Origin of the sequence: Streptomyces pristinaespiralis (genome assembly GCF_001278075.1) — a bacterium.
In the GTDB taxonomy this organism is placed as follows: Bacteria; Actinomycetota; Actinomycetes; order Streptomycetales; family Streptomycetaceae; genus Streptomyces; species Streptomyces pristinaespiralis.
Genome location: NZ_CP011340.1, coordinates 4387626 through 4408163 on the forward strand (window position 1 = coordinate 4387626; position 20538 = coordinate 4408163).

16 protein-coding genes and 2 tRNA genes are annotated in these 20538 nt (G+C 69.0%); 3 read left to right on the forward strand and 15 right to left on the reverse strand.

Annotated elements, in window-relative coordinates; genetic code table 11:
* Positions 1-106 precede the first annotated feature (106 nt).
* From SPRI_RS18565 to SPRI_RS18580, 4 genes are all read right to left on the reverse strand, one after another.
* Positions 107-1072: a T3SS effector HopA1 family protein gene (locus SPRI_RS18565; protein ID WP_050791524.1), complete on the reverse strand. Its 966-nt coding sequence runs from the start codon at positions 1070-1072 to the stop codon at positions 107-109.
* Positions 1069-2211, reverse strand: a complete 1143-nt coding sequence (gene lxmK / locus SPRI_RS18570) for a class V lanthionine synthetase subunit LxmK (RefSeq protein WP_106428436.1) — start codon at positions 2209-2211, stop codon at positions 1069-1071. The genes SPRI_RS18565 and lxmK overlap by 4 nt, the downstream gene beginning before the upstream one ends.
* 60 nt (positions 2212-2271) lie before the next feature.
* Positions 2272-2547: a hypothetical protein gene (locus tag SPRI_RS18575; RefSeq protein ID WP_005314932.1), complete on the reverse strand. Its 276-nt coding sequence runs from the start codon at positions 2545-2547 to the stop codon at positions 2272-2274.
* 398 nt (positions 2548-2945) lie between these two features.
* Positions 2946-3018 (reverse strand) — tRNA-Ala (locus SPRI_RS18580).
* Between the two features lie 189 nt (positions 3019-3207).
* On the opposite strand from SPRI_RS18580, the gene SPRI_RS18585 reads away from it, so the two are divergent.
* Both SPRI_RS18585 and SPRI_RS18590 read left to right on the forward strand, forming a co-directional pair.
* Entirely contained in the window at positions 3208-3756 is a 549-nt protein-coding gene (locus SPRI_RS18585; protein WP_005314933.1) for a helix-turn-helix domain-containing protein, read from the forward strand.
* A gap of 49 nt (positions 3757-3805) precedes the next feature.
* Positions 3806-5146 carry a serine/threonine-protein kinase gene (locus SPRI_RS18590; protein ID WP_005314936.1) on the forward strand — a complete coding sequence of 447 codons (1341 nt, stop codon included), beginning with the start codon at positions 3806-3808 and terminating at the stop codon, positions 5144-5146.
* A gap of 176 nt (positions 5147-5322) precedes the next feature.
* Here SPRI_RS18590 and SPRI_RS18595 read toward each other — a convergent pair whose 3' ends face one another.
* Complete coding sequence (locus SPRI_RS18595) at positions 5323-6732, reverse strand: hypothetical protein (protein WP_005314939.1); 1410 nt, start codon at positions 6730-6732, stop codon at positions 5323-5325.
* A gap of 393 nt (positions 6733-7125) precedes the next feature.
* Positions 7126-7260: a DLW-39 family protein gene (locus SPRI_RS39415; protein WP_003958712.1), complete on the reverse strand. Its 135-nt coding sequence runs from the start codon at positions 7258-7260 to the stop codon at positions 7126-7128.
* A 324-nt stretch (positions 7261-7584) separates the two neighbouring features.
* Between SPRI_RS39415 and SPRI_RS18600 the strand changes: the two genes are divergently transcribed.
* Positions 7585-7917 (forward strand): hypothetical protein, encoded by a 333-nt coding sequence (locus SPRI_RS18600; protein WP_050791525.1) that lies wholly within the window; start codon positions 7585-7587, stop codon positions 7915-7917.
* Between the two features lie 241 nt (positions 7918-8158).
* On the opposite strand, the gene SPRI_RS18605 is transcribed toward SPRI_RS18600, so the two are convergent.
* The 9 genes from SPRI_RS18605 to dnaA all read right to left on the reverse strand — a co-directional run bounded on the left by SPRI_RS18605 (position 8159) and on the right by dnaA (position 20442).
* Positions 8159-8232 (reverse strand) — tRNA-Ile (locus SPRI_RS18605).
* An 82-nt stretch (positions 8233-8314) separates the two neighbouring features.
* Positions 8315-8896, reverse strand: coding sequence for a DUF3566 domain-containing protein (locus tag SPRI_RS36500; protein WP_063805351.1), 582 nt, complete (start codon positions 8894-8896; stop codon positions 8315-8317).
* Positions 8897-8983: 87 nt separating this feature from the next.
* A complete protein-coding gene (gyrA, locus tag SPRI_RS18615; protein WP_053557107.1) occupies positions 8984-11608 on the reverse strand; it encodes a DNA gyrase subunit A in 2625 nt (874 codons plus the stop codon).
* Positions 11609-11649: 41 nt separating this feature from the next.
* Positions 11650-13719 (reverse strand): DNA topoisomerase (ATP-hydrolyzing) subunit B, encoded by a 2070-nt coding sequence (gene gyrB, locus SPRI_RS18620; RefSeq protein WP_037774188.1) that lies wholly within the window; start codon positions 13717-13719, stop codon positions 11650-11652.
* A gap of 310 nt (positions 13720-14029) precedes the next feature.
* On the reverse strand, positions 14030-14590 hold the full coding sequence (locus SPRI_RS18625; protein WP_053557108.1) for a DUF721 domain-containing protein: 561 nt from the start codon (positions 14588-14590) through the stop codon (positions 14030-14032).
* On the reverse strand, positions 14587-15714 hold the full coding sequence (recF, locus tag SPRI_RS18630; RefSeq protein ID WP_053557109.1) for a DNA replication/repair protein RecF: 1128 nt from the start codon (positions 15712-15714) through the stop codon (positions 14587-14589). The genes SPRI_RS18625 and recF overlap by 4 nt, the downstream gene beginning before the upstream one ends.
* 57 nt (positions 15715-15771) lie before the next feature.
* Complete coding sequence (gene gnd / locus SPRI_RS18635; RefSeq protein ID WP_005314956.1) at positions 15772-16650, reverse strand: phosphogluconate dehydrogenase (NAD(+)-dependent, decarboxylating); 879 nt, start codon at positions 16648-16650, stop codon at positions 15772-15774.
* A 101-nt stretch (positions 16651-16751) separates the two neighbouring features.
* Positions 16752-17882: a DNA polymerase III subunit beta gene (gene dnaN / locus SPRI_RS18640; RefSeq protein ID WP_005314958.1), complete on the reverse strand. Its 1131-nt coding sequence runs from the start codon at positions 17880-17882 to the stop codon at positions 16752-16754.
* A gap of 814 nt (positions 17883-18696) precedes the next feature.
* Entirely contained in the window at positions 18697-20442 is a 1746-nt protein-coding gene (gene dnaA, locus SPRI_RS18645; protein WP_078951265.1) for a chromosomal replication initiator protein DnaA, read from the reverse strand.
* Positions 20443-20538: the final 96 nt, after the last annotated feature.

Below are 20538 nucleotides of genomic sequence, written 5' to 3' on the forward strand. Positions count from 1 at the left end.
AAACAGAGGGCGCTCTGGGTCGCCCCCTGCAACCGCCTCAGCCGTCGTAAGGCCGTTCTTCCTGCCGGAGCCGGGACGGGGGGGGAACCGGCTCCGGCAGGAGTTCTCAGCGGCGAGGCAGATTCCGGTACGGGGCGGCCGGGTCTGCGCCGGCCTCACGCAGCGCCTCGGCCAGCAGCTCCTCGAGCGGTCCCACGCCACGGGCGGCGTCGAGCAGGGCGTGGGCGGTGGCGGTGGCCCGGTGCTGGCCGAAGCTCAGTCCCGACATCGCCGGGCGCGGGTCGTCCGGTTCCTCCGCGACGGAGACGCCCGGGGCCAACTCGCTGGTGAACACGGACGTTTCCCGTCCCACACCCTCGGCACCGCGCACCGCCTCGGCCACCGCGCCGGCAGCATCCGCCGCCTCGCCCGTCAGATAGACCACCAGCGCGTCACGCCGGGGGTACAGCGCACGGGCCGACAGGGCCTTGCTGCGGTAGGAGACGCCGTCGGACTCCAGTCGGGCGAGCACCCGGCCCCACACCGGCGCCGCGTGCCGGGCGTCCGTGACATGTACGTACACCCGCAGCGTGCGCTCGCCGCGCGGCCTGGGGCGGGATCCGTCGACCATGAAGAAGCCGGGCGACAGGGCGGGCCGCAGCGCGGCCACCCGCAGGGTCAGGATGCCGCCGGGGACGGCGGGGTCGCCGTCCACGACATGGTCACGGGGAACCCACACCCGGACGCCGTCCCGTTCCACGAGCAGCGGTCCGTCGCCGGCCACGGTGTGATCACCTGCGTCGAGGGCCCGTACCCGGGTGGTGGTGCCCCGGTGCGGGACCACCGCGGCGAGCTGCTTCTCGAAGCTCTCGTCGCGCAGATTGAGCGGCAGATCGCCCTTGTCCACGTCCTGGCCGGCGTGCAGCACGTCGTACAGCGCTTCGGCGAGGAGCCTGCGCATCTCACGCGGGTTGTCGGAGGTGACCGTTCGGGAACCGAGCCTGACGGTGGCGGCGTCGTCGGTGACGTGGACGTCCCGAAGCGCTCTGACGAGCCGGTCCGGCAGTGCCGGGGCGGCGGTGATCGCCGTCATCTGCTGATCTCCTCGGAATCGTCGAGGCCGAGCGTGGCCGCGAACTTGTGCGGGGCGAGCAGGGCCGCGCGGCCGATGCCGGCGGCCGCACGCTCGATGCCGGAGAGGCGTGCGCTGCGCTGGGAGCCGGCCATCAGCCGGTCCAGCAGATGCCATCCGGCAAAGGCGGTCGCCCTGTGGGTCAGTCCCGGGTCGATCTCGGGACGTGCCTTTCGGTATCCGGACCAGAACTCACGGATGATCGGAAGAAGTCGTTCCAGTTTCTCCGCGCCACGGCTGAGCACGATGTCGTGGGTGAGCTCGACCTCGAACGTCGTCGCGTCACCGCGATTGGTCACGATGTCCAGCACCGAGCGGTAGAGCCATTCACCGGCGAAGGAACCGACGTCACGGGCGGGATCCGCAAGGCGGAACTCCTCCCAGTCGGTCACATAGAAGTCGTCCCCCTTGATCAGGAACTGGTCCACGCGCAGATCGCAGTGAGAAGGAACCTTGGGAGCCCGCTTCTCGTGTTCGCGCAGCCGGGTCACCCCGCTGACCAATTCCGTGTCCTGCTGCATGAGCCGCCAGGCCTGCGTTTCACCGAAGCTGAGGTTCTCGAACATCGGCAGCGGAATTCCGTGAAGAAGGCGTACGGAAGGCTGGGTGGGCGGCGAGTCGTCGAATTCCTCGTAACCGGCCGGCCGCGCCTCGTGCAGCAGCCCGATGGCGGTGCCGATCCGGCGGGCGAGGCCACCGTCGAAATCCTCGTCGACCATCAGTTCCGCGCCGTTGCGCGCGTCTTCCACCAGGGCGAAGGCGACCAGGGCGCCGGCGTCGTCGAAGCCGAGCAGCCGGGGCCCGCGCAGCGCGTCCAAGGGCAGCGTCCGCGCGCACCGTTCGAAGGACCGGAGCCTGCGCATCCTGGCGCGCACATCGTCCTCGGGGCCGACCAGGCGCTTGACGAAGACGGGGTGGCCCCGGTCGGTGACCCCCGCCCAGCAGTCGTTGCGACCGACCGGGGCGGTGAGTGTGTCGCGGTCGAAGACCCCGAGTCCGAGGCGCCGGACGAAGTCGTCCACCGCGGGGTACCGGTCCAGGTCCACCGGCTTGTAGCCGGGCTTGGCCGCCTGTTCCGTGGCCTCCAGCATCACTGTCATGATTCCTCGTTCGCGCTTTCTCCGTGAACAGCTTCGAATTCCGACCTGCCCGCCGGCGTATTACTGCCAGGTGATGGAGTCGTTGGCGGCCTGCACGCCCGGGGCCACGACCTGCCACGTGATGGAATCGAGGACGGAGGCGTCGGGAGCCGGGCTCTGCCAGGTGATGGAACCGTCGGCCGGGACGGGTGCCGAGGTCTGCCAGGTGATGGAGGAGGAAATCTCCGAACCCGCACCGGGAGCCTCATTCGCCTGCGCCGGAGCGGCGGCGATCGCGAGACCGCCGATGACGAGGAAGAAAGCGCCTGCGGCGCGGAGCGCGGTGTTCTTCTTCATGATTTCCCCCTACTGGACTTTCCGGGTTTTTGTTCCCGGCCCGTTTGCCTGTACGAGAAGACTGCCAGTGGGACAGGGGCGCCAGAAGGGAAAGCAGTGTCAGCTTGCTGCAGCCGCTCGTGCAGCATGGTGCAGCGCCCGGAAACAGGCATGAAGGTGCCGGAAAGGAATCAGAGGGCACCCCGGCGAGAACGGGCGCGGGCGGCCCAGGAGTAAGCGGTGCGGCTCGGGGCGAGGGCCGGTCCCGGGCCCGGCCACGGGTGAGGGCGGGGCAGGCCACAGATCAAGGTGGGGCCGGCAACGGATCAGGCGGGAGCCGGGCCCCGGCGCTGAGCGCCGGGGGGAACAACGAAGAGGTCCCCCGACCGGCTTCCCGGTCGGGGGACCTCTTCATGCTGTGGAGCCTAGGGGAGTCGAACCCCTGACATCTGCCATGCAAAGACAGCGCTCTACCAACTGAGCTAAGGCCCCGGAACGACGGAAGGGCCGTGGACAACCGTGCCCCGGCAACCGCCGTGCACAAGAGTACCGGGTCACCCCCGTGATCCTGCAAAAAAATCGGGGTTCCGGCCGGGACTCCCCGTCACCGACCACGCTCCGTAAGATGCAGCACAAGGTTCGCAGCAGCGAAGCCGCTTGGGGAAGCGATGGGGAGACGCAATGGACGCAGCGCAGCAGGAAACGACCGCAAGAGCCAGGGAACTGCAGCGCAGCTGGTACGGGGAGCCCCTCGGGGCTCTCTTCCGTCGTCTCATCGATGACCTGGGGCTCAACCAGGCCCGACTCGCCGGCGTCCTCGGGCTCTCGGCTCCGATGCTTTCCCAGCTGATGAGCGGCCAGCGGGCCAAGATCGGTAACCCGGCGGTGGTCCAACGCGTCCAGGCCCTCCAGGAATTGGCCGGTCAGGTGGCCGACGGCAGCGTGAGTGCCGTGGAGGCGACCGCGCGGATGGACGAGATCAAGAAGTCGCAGGGCGGCTCGGTCCTCACCAGCACCAACCCGTCGACCAGCGGCACGGGGGCGCCGACGGTCCGTCGCGTGGTGCGTGAGATCCAGTCCCTGCTGCGCTCCGTCGCGGCGGCGGGCGACATCATCGATGCGGCGGACTCGCTCGCCCCGACGCACCCGGAGCTGGCAGAGTTCCTCCGGGTGTACGGCGCCGGGCGCACGGCCGACGCGGTCTCGCACTTCGAGTCGCACCAGAGCTGAACGAGGCGGGCAGTCGCCTCCATGAGGAACGGGGAGCTGGCGCAGCGCAATGGGTGAGGTCTTCGCTGGTCGGTACGAACTGATCGATCCGATCGGGCGTGGTGGTGTCGGCGCCGTCTGGCGCGCCTGGGACCACCGTCGTCGCCGGTACGTGGCGGCGAAGGTCCTCCAGCAGAGCGATGCGCACACGCTGCTCCGCTTCGTGCGCGAGCAGGCGCTGCGCATCGACCATCCCCATGTGCTCGCTCCGGCCAGCTGGGCCGCGGACGACGACAAGGTGCTGTTCACCATGGACCTGGTGAGCGGTGGTTCGCTGGCCCATGTCATCGGTGACTACGGGCCGCTGCCACCGCGGTTCGTCTGCACCCTGCTCGACCAGTTGCTGTCCGGACTCGCCGCGGTCCACGCGGAGGGTGTCGTCCACCGCGACATCAAGCCGGCCAACATCCTGATGGAGGCGACGGGAAAGAGGCGGCCGCACCTGCGCGTCTCCGACTTCGGGATCTCGATGCGCAAGGGCGAGCCCCGGCTGACCGAGACCAACTACGTGGTGGGAACGCCGGGTTACTTCGCGCCGGAGCAGATGCTCGGCGCGGAGCCCGACTTCACTGCCGACCTGTTCGCGGCGGGCCTGGTCGGCCTCTATCTGCTCCAGGGGCGCAAGCCCGACTCCCAGGCCCTGGTCGAGCACTTCGCGGCCCACGGCACACCGAGCGCTCCCCAGGGCGTTCCGGAGCCGCTCTGGCAGGTACTGGCAGGGTTGCTCCAGCCCGATCCCCAGGCACGGTTCCGTACCGCCACAGGTGCGCGCAAGGCCCTCACCGCGGCCGTGGACCTGCTTCCCGAGCCGCCGCCCGGCGAGGAGCCCGTCGAGATCTTCGACCAAATCGGTCCGCTTCCCGCCGGTTTCGGACCGGACGGGCCGCAGACGCCGCAGCAGGCCGCCGACCGGAGCACGGCCGCGCAGCCGCCTTCTCCCCCTTCGGAGACGGGCAGTTTCCATCTGGCACCGCCACCACAGCAGCAGCCCTCCCCGCTGCCGCACGCCGGCGGGCCCCACACTCCGCCCGCCTCTCCCGCCGGAGTTCAGCCCACCCCTGCTCCCGTGCCCGTTGCGCCCCCGGTCCCGGGTCCGGCCGGTCCCGCTCCGGGCGTACCCGCCCATGTGCCGGCCGCCGATGCTGTCACTGCGCATGCCGCCTCCCCCCATCAGCCGCCGGCAGCGTCGTACGGCGGGCCCTCTACCCGTACTTACACCGCTCACGGCCCGCAGGTTCCACCGTCAGGCACGGGAAAGCGACCGGGACCGCCCCCGAAGGTCGCGGTCCCGGTACTGCTCGTCGCTGTGCTGTGCTTCGCGGTCGGGATCTGGGCGCTGACCCAGGTCTGATTCCGCGCCCCCGTCCTACGGACGCCCGGCAGGAGCCGTGTTGCCCTGTCCTGTGGTCGCCGGACGGTTCTTCGGCTCCCCGCCAACGGTCGACGGACACAGCCTCGCCGGCCAGGGGCCGTGCGGCCGCCGGCGGGTCGCCGCAGGCCGGTGACGCCCACCCGGCGGGCCGGAGGCTACTGCCCCGGCGGGGGCCCGTACTGCCCGTACCCGTAGCCCTGGGCGGGTCCGTGCCCCACGCCCTGACCCGGTCCCTGTGGGCCGCCCTGGACCGGCACGGAGAAGACGGCCTGCGCCGCTTCCTCCGGCGCCCGGCGCCGTGCCAGCAGCGTCCAGACGCCGAGCCCGAGCACCAGCACGGTCCCCGCTCCGATCCCGGCGGCCGCGACGACCATCATCGTGTCGCTCTTGGCCGCTTCCTCGGCGCTCGCACCGCTCTCCGCGGCCGCCTGATCGTCGTCCGTGACACGGAAGTCACCGGCCGGCCCGGCGTACGCGGGCGCCGCCTTCGCATTCCCCTTGACGTTCACGCGGAGCGTCAGGGGGACGGCGTCGCTCCCGTACGCCTCCTCGATCTCCGGGCTGAGCGTGACCGAGAGGTAGTACCAGCCGGCGAACCGCATGGCGCTGGTGGCGTCGGCGGAGCTGTAGCGGTTCTCGTACGCCACGGGAGCCAGCGGGTCCAGCGAGATCGACTTCTGCTTGCCGTCGTAGTACATGCCCGACTCGTCGTCGACGAAGCCCCTCGCCGGGTTGTACAGGGCGAGCACCAGGGCGTTGGTGACGCTCTTCGTCGCGTCGCCACTGGGGCTGTTGGCCAGGTCGGCTCCGGCGAAGAGCTGCTGGCCCCAGTCGACGGGCACCCGGTAGAAGAGCGTCTCGCCAGGCTTGATGCTGTCCTGCCATTCGCCCTGCTTCAGACTGGTCGAGTCGTGGAAGCTCGTGCCCCCGTGGCGCTGCTGCGGACCACCGGCCGGCGCCGCGGGCGACGCGGAGGGCCAGTTCTCGGGAGCCGCGGTGGGCCCTGCCGACTTCAGCGCCGGTTCGGAGGCGAAGCGCAGCTCCACGTCCCACGGCTCGGGCGTCGACCCAGCGTCCGAGTCCCGCTCCAGGAGCACGTAGTACGCCCCCGCCTCCTGGCAGCTGCTGCTGTCCTTCTCGATCCTGCGACTCGCGTAATCGGCCACCGGCCTGGCGTAGGCGGCCGACCCGAACCTGGCCTCGCCGTCACTGCACTCGGTGCCCGAGGTGTCCTCGATGGATACCTTGAGCTCGTCCGCGTAGGTGACCTTGGTGCCCAGCCGGGGGACCGCGACCGCCGACACATAGGCGTTGGACCGGGCGTCCAGGTCGATGCGGTAGTAGCGCTTCTCACCCGGCTCGATCGAGTCCTTGTACACCGAACCGGCCGTCAGCCGCGGGCCGTTGATGTTGACGGGTGTGCCCTTCACCGGCTTGGCCCCGGTGTCGAAGACGTAGGGGCTCGGCCTGCCCGCCGCCCACGACTGCCCCGGCAGCGCCGCCACCGCGCACAACGCCGCCGCCCCGGCCAGCGCCACCCGGGCCCTGCCGCGCTGCCTCTTCACGCGCTTCTCCTTGTGGTCGATGGGTCCGCCGGGTAGCCGGGCGGGTTGGGGCCGCCGTGCTCCTCGCCGCACCAGGAACGACACCACGGCCGGGCCTGGACGGCCGCGCCGCCCGGCACCACGCGACCGTGGCCCGGACCATCCTGCCCCGGACTCCGCTCCGCTGTCTGCGCGTGCGGGCGAATCGTCCCCGTTGTCCGCTGCCCCGACGGACCGAGCGACCCACACTTCGCTACAGCAAGCAATTCATTCGCATAAGCGAAATCCAGTGGGTCCCGTCACGGTCGATGACGTGCGGTGGCCTTCCCTCGGACAGCGGCACCCGTACCCCGGGACAGCACAGAGCCCCGGCCGCTACGGCGGCCGGGGCTCATGTCCAGGAAACGCTGCGTCTCACACACCCGAACCTGCGGGCACGGAGTCGGTCGCCTCCGTCCACAGATCCTGCTCGGCGCGATCCGCCTGGATCTGGCGGTACACGAGGAGCCCGCCGATGGCGGCCAGTGCGACCAGGAGAAGCTTCTTCACCGCGCGACCTCGTCTTTCCTTGACGTATGAGGACTTCTGGCGCCCGACTATACACACCGACCGATACCGATCGGTGACCTACGCCCGGCGGCACCGGCGGCACCCCAACTCGCGCAGCACACAAAGCGCCGGCGCGGCGGAGATTCTCCGCCGGGCCCGTCGTCGCTGTGGGACTGACAGCATTCGGACCTGATCTCGCCCAGCGACTTCTCCAGGGTGCCGGAGATCGCTCAGACGCGACGCGACGGTCGGTCCAAGCGACTCAGTGCCGGTGCCCGGTGCCTTGGAGCACGGTTCAAAAGACGTCACGCGGACGCCTGTCGTGTGATCAAGCATGAGGTGATCGACGCCATGAGCTACTTCATGTACGACGTCATGGGCGGGACGATTGATGCCCCTGACCCGCGGACCGTGCGGCAGGTTCTGGACGGCCTGGCGCAGGCCGACGACGAGCATCCTGATGTGTCGATGTCACACGAGTCCGGCTGGTCCCTCAGCGCCTTCGCCAGTGGCCTCCTGCTGTGGGAGAACACCGGGCACGACTCGGTGATCCCGGCTCTGATGCGCGCGGTCGGCCGCGAGGAAGTCCTGCGACTCTTCGGACTCCTCGCCGCCGGCGACATCGCCGCGATCGAGACACTGCCCTGGCGAAGATGAAGGGCCACCCGCCCGCGAGCGAGGCCGGCACAGCCGGAAACCCGGAGCGGGTCGAAGACGCGAGCGTCAGGGCCGTGCGAGCCCGCGGAGGCGAGCCGGCTTCTCCACACCCGTTGTGGAAGAAGACCAGCCAGAGGCGGCAGTCGCGCCCGCCGACCTTCCGAAAGATCCGTTCCTCGGCCGAGGAAGGCCGTGGACGCAGAAGAACCCCGGTCGAATTTGACCGGGGTTCTTCGTACTGTGGGGCTAACAGGATTTGAACCTGTGGCCTCATCCTTATCAGGGATGCGCTCTAACCAACTGAGCTATAGCCCCGCCGCGCTGCGCGCTGACCTCTGAAGATTAGCGCACACGCGGTGCAGCGCCAAAATCGGAATCCGAGGACCCCTCCGCGGCGCTACTCGTCCTCTGCGAGCGTGAGCTCGACACCGCCCACAAAACCGGCGGAGAGGTTGTAGATGAACGCTCCGAGCGTCGCCAGCGCTGTGGCGAGCACCACATCGATCACCGCGATCACCGACGTGAAGATGAGCACCCGCGGCAGCGACAGGAACGACTGGAGGTCGAATCCGTTGCTCTCGTTCGAGCCGGTCGCCTCACTGATCGTCCCGCCGACGGTCGAGAAGACGCCCATCGCGTCCATGACCATCCACAGCACCGCGGCCGCGACCACGGTGCACACGCCGAGCGCGATGGACAGCAGGAAGCTGACCTTCATCACCGACCACGGGTCGGCCTTCGCCACCCGCAGCCGCGCCTTGCGCGTACGCGGCGTCGTACGGGCCCCTGTGCGCGGCCTGCGCACCGCGGCACCCGAACCCGCGCCGGCCGGCTGGGCAGGCTGCTGCTGGCCGCCCTGGGTCCCGCCGGGCGACGGGTACGCCTGCGGAGGGTGGTACGGCTGGCCGGCCTGCTGAGGGGCAGGCTGCTCGCCGCCAAACATCTGGTACGGGGGCTGCTGCCCCCGGGTGTCCGTCACTGTGGCCCCCTGGGAGTCCGCGGCAGGGCCACGGGCACCGTTCGCTCCGGATGCTGCCGGTCCGGCGCCCGTGGCTCCACTCACGCTTTACTCCTCGTGCTCCCCGGCCGAGGACTGTGTGCCCTCGGCTGCCGCCTCGGCCGTCGCCTCGACGGCGGCCTCCTCGGTCCCTTCGGCCTCGACGGCCGCTTCGACCTCTTCGGCCTCGCGACCGGCCTCGGCGTTGCGAGCGATACCGACGACGGCATCGCGCTTGCCCAGGTTGATCAGTTGGACGCCCATGGTGTCACGGCCCGTCTCCCTGATTTCGTTGACTCGCGTACGAATCACACCGCCGCCGAGCGTGATGGCCAGGATCTCGTCGGACTCCTCGACCACCAGCGCGCCCACGAGGGACCCACGGTCCTCCACGATCTTGGCGGCCTTGATACCGAGGCCGCCGCGGCCCTGGACGCGGTACTCGTCGACAGCGGTCCGCTTCGCGTACCCGCCATCGGTGGCTGTGAACACGAACGTACCGGGCCGGACGACATTCATCGAGAGCAGTTCGTCGCCCTCCCGGAAACTCATGCCCTTCACACCCGACGTCGCGCGGCCCATCGGGCGCAGCGCCTCGTCGGTCGCCGTGAACCGGATCGACTGCGCCTTCTTACTGATGAGCAGCAGATCGTCCTCGGCCGACACCAGCTCCGCACCGATCAGTTCGTCGTCGTCGCCGCTCTCCGTCTCCCGGAGATTGATCGCGATGACACCGCCGGAACGGGGCGAGTCGTAGTCCTTCAGGGACGTCTTCTTCACCAGACCGGCCTTGGTGGCGAGCACCAGGTACGGCGCGGCCTCGTAGTCGCGGATCGCGAGGATCTCGGCGATCTGCTCGTCCGGCTGGAAAGCCAGCAGATTGGCGACGTGCTGGCCGCGCGCGTCACGGCCGGCGTCCGGGAGCTCGTACGCCTTGGCCCGGTACACCCGGCCCTTGTTGGTGAAGAACAGCAGCCAGTGGTGGGTGGTGGAGACGAAGAAGTGGTCGACGATGTCGTCTTCCTTGAGCTTCGTCCCGCGCACGCCCTTGCCACCGCGCTTCTGGGAGCGGTAGTCGTCGGTCTTGGTGCGCTTCACATAGCCGCCACGCGTGATCGTGACGACGATGTCCTCCTCGGCGATCAGGTCCTCGATGGACATGTCACCGTCGAAGGGCACCAGCTTGGAGCGCCGGTCGTCGCCGAACTTCTCGACGAGGGCGGCGAGTTCGTCGCTGACGATGCCGCGCTGCTTCTCCGGGGAGGCGAGGATCGCGTTGTACTCGTTGATCTTCGCCTGCAGTTCGTCGTGCTCCTGCACGATCTTCTGGCGCTCCAGGGCGGCCAGTCGGCGCAGCTGCATCTCGAGGATGGCGTTGGCCTGGATCTCGTCGATCTCGAGCAGGCCCATCAGGCCCTCTCGTGCGACGTCGACCGTGTCGCTGCGCCGGATCAGCGCGATGACCTCGTCGATCGCGTCCAGTGCCTTGAGCAGACCGCGCAGGATGTGCGCGCGCTCCTCCGCCTTGCGCAGCCGGAACTTGGTGCGCCGGACGATGACCTCGATCTGGTGCGTCACCCAGTGGCGGATGAACGCGTCCAGCGACAGGGTGCGCGGCACGCCGTCGACGAGCGCCAGCATGTTGGCGCCGAAGTTCGTCTGCAGGTCGGTGTGCTTGTACAGGTTGTTCAGCACGACCTTGGCGACGGCGTCGCGCTTCAGCACGATCACCAGGCGCTGGCCGGTGCGCGAAGACGTCTCGTCACGGACGTCGGCGATGCCGCCGATCTTGCCGTCCTTCACCAGGTCGGCGATCTTCTGCGCGAGGTTGTCCGGGTTGACCTGGTAGGGCAGCTCGGTGACCACCAGGCACTGGCGGTTCTGGATCTCCTCGACCTCGACGACCGCGCGCATGGTGATCGAGCCGCGGCCCGTGCGGTACGCCTCCTCGATGCCCTTGCGGCCCACGACGAGCGCGCCGGACGGGAAGTCCGGGCCCTTGATCCGCTCGATGAGCGCGTCGAGCAGTTCCTCGTGCGAGGCGTCCGGGTGCTCCAGCGCCCACTGCGCGCCCGACGCGACCTCGCGCAGGTTGTGCGGCGGGATGTTGGTGGCCATACCGACGGCGATACCGGCGCTGCCGTTGACCAGCAGGTTCGGGAAGCGCGCCGGCAGGACCGTCGGCTCCTGGTTCCGGCCGTCGTAGTTGTCCTGGAAGTCGACGGTCTCCTCGTCGATGTCCCGGAGCATCTCCATGGACTGCGGCATCAGCTTGCACTCGGTGTACCGCATGGCGGCAGCCGGGTCGTTGCCGGGAGAGCCGAAGTTTCCGTTGGAGTCCACCAGCGGCATCCGCATCGACCACGGCTGGGCCAGGCGGACCAGGGCGTCGTAGATCGAGGAGTCGCCGTGCGGGTGGTAGGTGCCCATGACGTCGCCGACGACGCGGGCGCACTTGTAGAAGCCCTTCTCGGGCCGGTAGCCACCGTCGTACATCGCGTACAGCACACGGCGGTGGACGGGCTTGAGTCCGTCCCGCACGTCCGGCAGCGCACGCGAGACGATGACGGACATCGCGTAGTCGAGATACGAGCGCTGCATCTCGGTCTCGAGCCCCACGGGCTCCACGCGCATGCCCACGCCCGGAACGATGGGCTCCTCTTCGGGCGTCACTGTGGTGTTCTCGTCGGCCATTGCTGGTCTTCAGTCCTTTCGTACGGTCAGCTGAGACCGACTCAGATGTCGAGGAAGCGAACGTCCTTGGCGTTGCGCTGGATGAACGAGCGCCGCGCCTCCACGTCCTCACCCATGAGCACCGAGAACAGGTCGTCGGCCTGGGCCGCGTCGTCCAGCGTGACCTGGCCGAGCACTCGGTGGTCCTGGTCCATGGTGGTGATGCGCAGCTCCTCGGCGTTCATCTCGCCGAGACCCTTGAAGCGCTGGATGGAGTCTTCCTTGATCCGCTTGCCGCTCCGCTTGCCCAGGTCGACCAGGGCGTCGCGCTCGCGGTCGGAGTAGGCGTACTCGAAGTCGTCCCGGCCCCACTTGATCTTGTACAGCGGCGGGCGCGAGAGGAAGACGTGACCCGCCTCGACGAGCGGCCGCATGAAGCGGAACAGGAAGGTCAGCAGCAGGGTGTTGATGTGCTGGCCGTCGACGTCGGCGTCCGCCATCAGGATGATCTTGTGATAGCGGAGCTTCTCGATGTCGAAGTCCTCGTGGACACCGGTGCCGAAGGCCGAGATCAGCGCCTGCACCTCGGTGTTCTGGAGGATCTTGTCGATCCGCGCCTTCTCGACGTTCAGGATCTTGCCGCGGATGGGCAGGATGGCCTGGTACATCGGGTTACGGCCGGACTTGGCCGAGCCGCCGGCCGAGTCACCCTCGACGATGAAGATCTCGCACTTCGTCGGGTCGTTGGACTGGCAGTCGCTCAGCTTGCCCGGCAGGGACGCCGACTCCAGCAGGCCCTTGCGACGCGTCAGGTCGCGTGCCTTGCGGGCCGCGACGCGGGCCGTCTGCGCCTGGATGCCCTTGCGGATGATGTCCGCGGCCTCGTTCGGGTTGCGGTCGAACCAGTCGGTCAGGGTCTCGTGGACGACCTTCTGCACGAAGGTCTTGGCCTCCGTGTTGCCCAGCTTCGTCTTCGTCTGGCCCTCGAACTGCGGCTCGCCCAGCTTGACCGAGATGATCGCGGTCAGACCCTCGCGGATGTCCTCGCCGGAGAGGTTGTCGTCCTTCTCGCGCAGCAGCTTCTTCTCGCGCGCGTACCGGTTGACCAGACCCGTGAGTGCGGAGCGGAAGCCCTCCTCGTGGGTGCCGCCCTCGTGCGTGTGGATCGTGTTCGCGAAGGAGTAGACCCCCTCCGTGTACTGCGAGTTCCACTGCATCGCGATCTCGACCGAGAGCATCCGCTCCCTGTCCTCGGCCTCGATGTCGATGACCGTGGGGTGGATGAGCTCGCCCTTGCGGGAGTTCAGGTACTTCACGAAGTCGACGATGCCGCCCTCGTAGTGGTACTTGACCGTACGGGCCGGCTGCTCGAGGTCCTCCGGCTCCTGGCCCGTCTCCGCGCCGGCGGTGGCCTTCGCCGACTCACGCTCGTCGGTCAGAGTCAGGGTCAGGCCCTTGTTGAGGAAGGCCATCTCCTGGAAACGGCGCGAGAGCGTCTCGAAGGAGTACTCCGTCGTCTCGAAGATGTCGCCGTCGGCCCAGAACGTGACCGAGGTGCCGGTCTCGGTGGTGGCCTCGTGCTGCTCCAGCGGCGCGGTCGGGACGCCCGACTTGTACTCCTGCGTCCAGCGGTAACCGTCCGTCCTGATCTCGACGGCGAGCTTGTAGGACAGCGCGTTCACCACGGAGACACCCACGCCGTGCAGACCGCCGGAGACGGCATAGCCGCCGCCGCCGAACTTGCCGCCCGCGTGCAGCACGGTGAGGACGACCTCGACGGCCGGCCTCTTCTCGACGGGGTGGATGCCCACCGGGATGCCACGGCCGTTGTCGATGACGCGTACGCCGCCGTCGGCGAGGATCGTGACGTCGATGGTGTCGGCGTGGCCGGCCATGGCCTCGTCGACGGAGTTGTCGACGACCTCTTGGACGAGGTGGTGGAGTCCGCGCTCACCGGTCGAGCCGATGTACATGCCGGGGCGCTTGCGGACCGCGTCCAGACCCTCGAGGACGGTGATCGCGCTGGCGTCGTACGAGGCTGTGACCTCGCCGTTCCCACCGGCAGGGGTGGACGGAGTGTTCTCGTTGGGGTTGCCGGAATCGGCCACGAAGCGCCCTTTCTGGCACAGCACGAGCCGTTCACCGGCATGGCGGGAGCGGCTGCGTCGTTCGGCATCTAATCGACGTGTCCCGCGACAGAAGCGGGACTGTCCACCAGTCTACCGGTATCGCTGACACTAATGGCGGTTTGCCGGTAGCTGAGTCCGCCTGTGGCGCCCTGAACCGTCGCCGTCCGACTCCCCATATCCGGGAAGGGGCTCCAAGAGGCTCACACGGGCTTTGAGCGCTTTCGGGCTGTCAACCTCTCACTACCGTGAGGGACACCTCATCCGTGCCGGCGGTTTCCTTCTGCCACATCGGTGTCCACGCGACGTCCGGGCGTCAGCCGTACGTGTCCCCGGGACCCGTGCTTCCCGGTGCCCGCAAGGGTCCGAACCGGCGCGCGGGCCCTTGCGGACCGAGCACCTTGATCGCGCGGACGGTCCCGTGCCCGAGGTCCTCGTTGAGCCGGGCGACCAGGCGCGGAGCCAGCAGCCGCAGCTGGGTGGCCCACGCCGTCGAGTCGCACTGCACGGTCAGCAGACGCTCGTCCGGAGCCTCGTCGTACCGCAGCGGGACACAGTGGTTGGCCAGGTCCTCGCCCACGATCTGCGGCCAGCGGCCCATCACCCCGCCCACGGCGGCCGGCGTCTCCCAGCCGCGCTCGGTGATCAGCCGGTTGATCGCCGCACCCAGCGGCAACGGATCGCGCCCGTCGGCCCGGGCTCCGGACCGCAGCCCACCACCCCGCCTGGCCTGTTTCTTCTGCTGCGCCGCCGCACCGCGGGCCTTGGCCTGCTCCTTCGCGGCGCGCAGCGCCACGCGTGCCAGGTCCACACCGGAGGACTCTCCCGCGCCCGTCGGCCCGGCGTCCGCCGGCTTCTCACCGCGCTCGCCGGTCATACGCGCTGCACCGTCCCGCCCGACACCTCGTAGCGGGCGCCCGCCAGCACGGCGGGGACGTCGTCGTCCACGGCCGCGGTCACCAGCACCTGTTCGCCCGGAGCCACCAGTTCGGCCAGCCGCTCCCGGCGCCGGGCGTCCAACTCCGCGAAGACGTCGTCGAGGACCAGCACGGGTTCGTTGCCCTCGGCCCGCAGCAGGTCGTAGGAGGCCAGTCGCAGCGCCAGCGCGTAGGACCAGGACTCGCCGTGGCTCGCGTATCCCTTGGCGGGCAGTTGCCCCAGCTTCAGGATCAGTTCGTCACGATGGGGACCGACCAGGGTCACGCCGCGCTCGATCTCCTGCTTGCGCACCTCGGCCAGTGCCGCCGTCAGCTGCTCGAACAGCGCTTCGCGGCCGTGCGCCTGGTCCATGGGGCCCGCCGACGACCGGTACTCGAGCGCGACGGGACCGCCTCCCGGTGCGAGCGCCTCGTACGCCTTGTCGGCCAGCGGCTGCAGGGCGGCGATCAGGTCGAGCCGCTGGGCAGTCACCTCGGCGCCCGCGCGCGCCAGGTGCTGGTCCCAGACATCGAGGGTGGACAGGTCCATGCCACGGCCACCGTGCCGCCGCGCCATGGCCGCCGACTTCAGCAGCGTGTTGCGCTGCTTCAGCACCCGCTCGTAGTCGGAGCGCACGGCCGCCATGCGCGGCGAGCGTGCCGTGACCAGTTCGTCGAGGAAACGCCGGCGCTCTCCCGGATCACCCTTGACCAGCGACAGATCCTCGGGGGCGAAGAGCACCGTCCGCACTATGCCGAGCACGTCGCGCGGCCTGACCTGCGACGACCTGTTGATCCTGGCGCGGTTGGCCCGGCCGGGATTGAGTTCGAGCTCGACCAGCTGCGAGCGCTCCCCCTGGGTCACGGCAGCCCGGATCACTGCCCGGTCGGCGCCCATCCGTACCAGCGGCGCATCGGAGGAGACGCGGTGGCTGGCGAGCGTGGCGAGGTAGCCGACGGCCTCGACGAGATTCGTCTTGCCCTGTCCGTTCGCCCCCACGAAAGCGGTGACGCCCGGATCGAGAGGGACCTCGACCCGGGCGTACGAGCGGAAGTCGGCCAGCGACAGATGCGTGACGTGCATGGTGTGCGCCGACCTTCCCCCGGCATGGCTGTGCACTTCTGATGCACAGCCTGTGGACTACTTCTTGCTCTCCACCGCGTGGCCACCGAACTGGTTGCGCAGCGCGGCGATCATCTTCATCTGCGGGGAGTCGTCCTGACGGGACGCGAAACGGGCGAACAGCGACGCGGTGATCGCAGGCAGCGGGACGGCGTTGTCGATGGCGGCTTCCACCGTCCACCGGCCCTCGCCGGAGTCCTGTGCATAACCGCGCAGTTGCTCGAGGTGCTCGTCCTCGTCCAGCGCGTTGACCGCGAGGTCGAGCAGCCAGGAGCGGATGACCGTGCCCTCCTGCCAGGAGCGGAAGACCTCGCGCACATCGGTGACCGAGTCGACCTTCTCCAGGAGCTCCCAGCCCTCGGCGTAGGCCTGCATCATCGCGTACTCGATGCCGTTGTGGACCATCTTCGCGAAGTGGCCTGCGCCGACCCGGCCCGCGTGGACAGATCCGAACTCGCCCTCGGGCTTGAGGGCGTCGAAGACGGGCTGCACCTTCGCGACGTTCTCGGCGTCACCGCCGTACATCAGCGCATAGCCGTTCTCCAGGCCCCACACGCCGCCGGACACACCGCAGTCGACGAAGCCGATGCCCTTCAGACCCAGCTCGACGGCGTGCTTCTCGTCGTCGGTCCAGCGGGAGTTGCCGCCGTCGACGACCACGTCGCCCGGGGAGAGCAGCTCGGCCAGCTCGTCGATCGTGGACTGCGTCGCGGCGCCTGCCGGGACCATGACCCAGACGACCCGCGGGCCCTTGAGCTTGCCCACAAGCTCCTCGAGGCTGTGGACATCAGCGACGTCAGGGTTGCGGTCGTACCCGATGACGGTGTGGCCAGCGCGGCGAATGCGCTCGCGCATGTTGCCGCCCATCTTGCCGAGACCGACGAGACCGAGCTCCATCAGATGATTCCTCAATCGTTGTGTGCAGTACCTACCCGTGTCCGAGCCTACGCCCGGACGCGGGTGCACACCTGTGGGGTCAAGCGCTCATAAGCCGCTGATCAGCCGCTCAGCCGCACCGGCATGATCAGGTACTTGTAGGCCTCGTCCGCCTCGGCGTCCACGGCGGGCCGGCCGCTCAGCAGCGCCGGCTTGGTGGACGTGGTGAACGAGAGCTGGGCGACGGGAGAGTCGATCGCGCTCAGGCCGTCCAGCAGGAAGGTCGGGTTGAAGGCGATCGAGATGTCGTCGCCCTCGAGCTGCGCGTCGACCCGCTCCACAGCCTGTGCGTCGTCGCTGGAGCCTGCTTCGAGGATCAGCACACCCTGCTCGAAGCTCAGCCGCACCGGGGTGTTGCGCTCGGCGACGAGGGCCACACGCTTGACGGCCTCGACGAACGGCGCGGTCTCGATGACGGCCACCGAGTTGAACTCGGTCGGGAAGAGCGTCCGGTACTTAGGCAGGTCGCCCTCGAGCAGTCGCGTCGTGGTCCGCCGCCCCGCTCCTTCGAAACCGATCAGACCCTCACCGGCACCGGAGCCCGACAGGGCCAGGGTGACGGTGTCACCGCTGGTGAGCGCCTTGGCGGTGTCGAGCAGCGTCTTGGCGGGCACCAGGGCGACCGCGGAGGCGTCCGGGTTCTCCGGCTTCCACAGGAACTCGCGGACGGCGAAGCGGTAGCGGTCGGTGGACGCCAGCGTGACGGTGTCGCCCTCGATCTCGATGCGCACACCGGTCAGGACGGGCAGGGTGTCGTCGCGGCCGGCCGCGATGGCGACCTGGGCGGCGGCGGAGGCGAAGACCTCACCGGGCACGGTGCCGGTCGCGGTCGGCATCTGCGGCAGTGCGGGGTACTCCTCCACAGGCAGGGTGTGGAGTGTGAAGCGGGAGGAGCCGCAGACCACGGTCGCTCGTACACCGTCTGTGGAAATCTCCACCGGACGGTTGGGGAGGGCGCGGCAGATGTCGGCGAGAAGGCGGCCGGAGACCAGGACGGTGCCGTCCTCGTCCACCTCGGCCTCCACCGACACACGGGCCGAGACCTCGTAGTCGAAGCTCGAGAAGCTGACGGCGCCGTCCTCCGCCTTCAGGAGAAGGCCCGCAAGAACGGGCGCCGGCGGCCGGGCCGGGAGGCTACGGGCCACCCACGCCACCGCCTCCGCGAGTACATCGCGCTCCACCCGGATCTTCACCGGAACCGCCTCCTGCTGTTGCTGGCTCGCCCTGCTGGCCTTCTCGTCGGCTTGATGCCGGGGACCAGTCTGACGCACGCCGCCGACACTCGGTGCGGGTCGGGGTCAAGTCGTGACGAGAGCTGCCCGGCGGTCCGGGCTCGAGTTGTGCACAGGGCCTTCTTCGAAGCGAATTCCCCGGTAACTCTAGGTGGGAGTAGTAGTAGGTCCTGTGGAAACGGTGGATAACGTCGTTTGCCCAGGTCAAGGCCGCTTTTTTGTCCACCGCGCCTGTGGGTGGGGACCGTGGACAACCCGGCGCTTCTGTGGACACGCGAAAGTTCTGCACACCCGATGCACAGGCCCCGGGGACTTCTCCCCAGTGCTGTCCCCAGCTTTACCCACGTTCCCCACAGCCCAACCGACCTCGTTGGTGTGACGGCTTTCACTCGACGCGGTGAGCGGCCGTGTTTCGTTGCCGAACAGTGGACAGGGGTGTGGAGAAGCTGTGGGCAACGGGCCGTTGCCTGTGGGGCGGCGGTGGACAACGATGATCACAGCCTGTGGAAGCTTTCTGTGTCCACAGACTGTGGAACCGGGTTTGCCACAAATCCCCAAGGTGCTGACCTGGGGCGACGTCCCGATGATCGCGGTGCCTGTGGACCGGGCGTGGACAACTTCCTGGTCCCCAGGCTGTGGACGGAAGAATCCCCGCACAACTGTGGAGAACGGCTCGACGCCTGCTCGAATTCGAACAGAGCTGTGCGGGGGAAACGGCTGAGGGCGCCCCGGGAGCTGTCCCGGAGCGCCCTCAGGAGCCGTCGTGGCCGGCCCGTCAGCCGTTCTTGATGCGGTTGGTGAGCTCGGTGACCTGGTTGTAGATGGACCGACGCTCGGCCATGAGGGCCCGGATCTTCCGGTCCGCGTGCATCACCGTCGTATGGTCCCGGCCGCCGAACTGCGCGCCGATCTTCGGCAGCGACAGATCCGTCAGCTCCCTGCACAGGTACATGGCGATCTGCCGCGCCGTCACCAGCACCCGGCTGCGGGAGGAGCCGCAGAGGTCCTCCACCGTGAGCCCGAAGTAGTCCGCGGTGGCCGCCATGATGGCGCTCGCCGTGATCTCGGGAGCCGCGTCCTCGCCGCCGGGGATCAGATCCTTCAGCACGATCTCGGTGAGACCCAGATCCACCGGCTGCCGGTTGAGGGACGCGAAGGCCGTCACCCGGATCAGCGCGCCCTCGAGCTCGCGGATGTTGCGTGAGATGCGGGAGGCGATGAACTCCAGCACCTCCGGCGGGGCGTTCAGCTGCTCCTGGACGGCCTTCTTCCGGAGGATCGCGATACGCGTCTCGAGCTCCGGCGGCTGCACGTCCGTCGTCAGGCCCCACTCGAACCGGTTGCGGAGCCGGTCCTCCAGCGTCATCAGCTGCTTGGGCGGCCGGTCGGAGGACAGCACGATCTGCTTGTTGGCGTTGTGGAGGGTGTTGAAGGTGTGGAAGAACTCCTCCTGCGTCGACTCCTTGCTCGCGAGGAACTGGATGTCGTCGACGAGGAGGATGTCCACGTCCCGGTAGCGCTTGCGGAAGGTGTCGCCCTTGCCGTCCCGGATCGAGTTGATGAACTCGTTCGTGAACTCCTCCGAACTCACGTACCGGACGCGGGTCCCCGGGTAGAGGCTGCGCGCGTAGTGCCCGATCGCGTGCAGCAGGTGCGTCTTGCCGAGCCCCGACTCCCCATAGATGAAGAGGGGGTTGTACGCCTTGGCCGGAGCTTCGGCGACGGCGACGGCGGCGGCGTGTGCGAACCGGTTGGAGGCGCCGATGACGAAGGTGTCGAACAGGTACTTGGGGTTGAGGCGGGCGTGCGGCTCACCGGGGCCCGGCGCCGGCGCCGGCTGTGCGCCCAGCGGCCCGGGAGCTCCCGAGGGTCCGCGGTGCGGAGCCTGCGGCTCGGGCATCGAGTGCCGCTCCGGACGTGAGTCGTACTGCCGGCGCTCGGGCGGCTGCGGCGACCGGTAGTCGTGCTGGGGCTGCCGCTGCGGCGCCGAGCCGTAGGGGTCGCGGTCCTGGAAGCCCCCGAGCCGGGGCTGCTGCCACGACAGGTCTTCCTGGGTACGCGGCCAGGAGCCCGGCTCCGGCCGCTGTTGGTACTCGGGGTAGGCGGGCCTGGCCGTCGGCAGACCGTCGTCCGAGGAGCGGTGACCGTACGACTCGTACGGATCTCTGGGGCCCGGCTCGTCGTGCTGGGGTCCCTGGTACCGGGACTGCTGCTGCTGAGGAGGCCCCTGCGGGACCGGTCCCTCGCCGACGGAATCATCGACGGTGATCGCGATCCGGATGGGACGGCCGCACTCGCGGCTCAGCGTCTCGCTGATAAGGGGAGCGAGCCGGCCTTCGAGGACGCGCTTGCCCCATTCATTGGGGACGGCGAGCAGCGCGGTGTCGGCGACCAGGGCGAGCGGCTGGCAGCGCTCGATCCACTGTTTGTCCTTCGGCTCGACGCCCTGCTGGCCCTCATCGAGGAGCTGCTCCAGCACTCGTGGCCACACTGCGGCAAGATCGGCAGGTACGTCAGCCACAAGGCACGCTCTCTCGCAGGTCCCACGAATGTGTGGTTCTCGGGACGGGATGGGAAGACAGGCAGGAAAAGAATCCAAGTTCAGCCACGGTAGTCA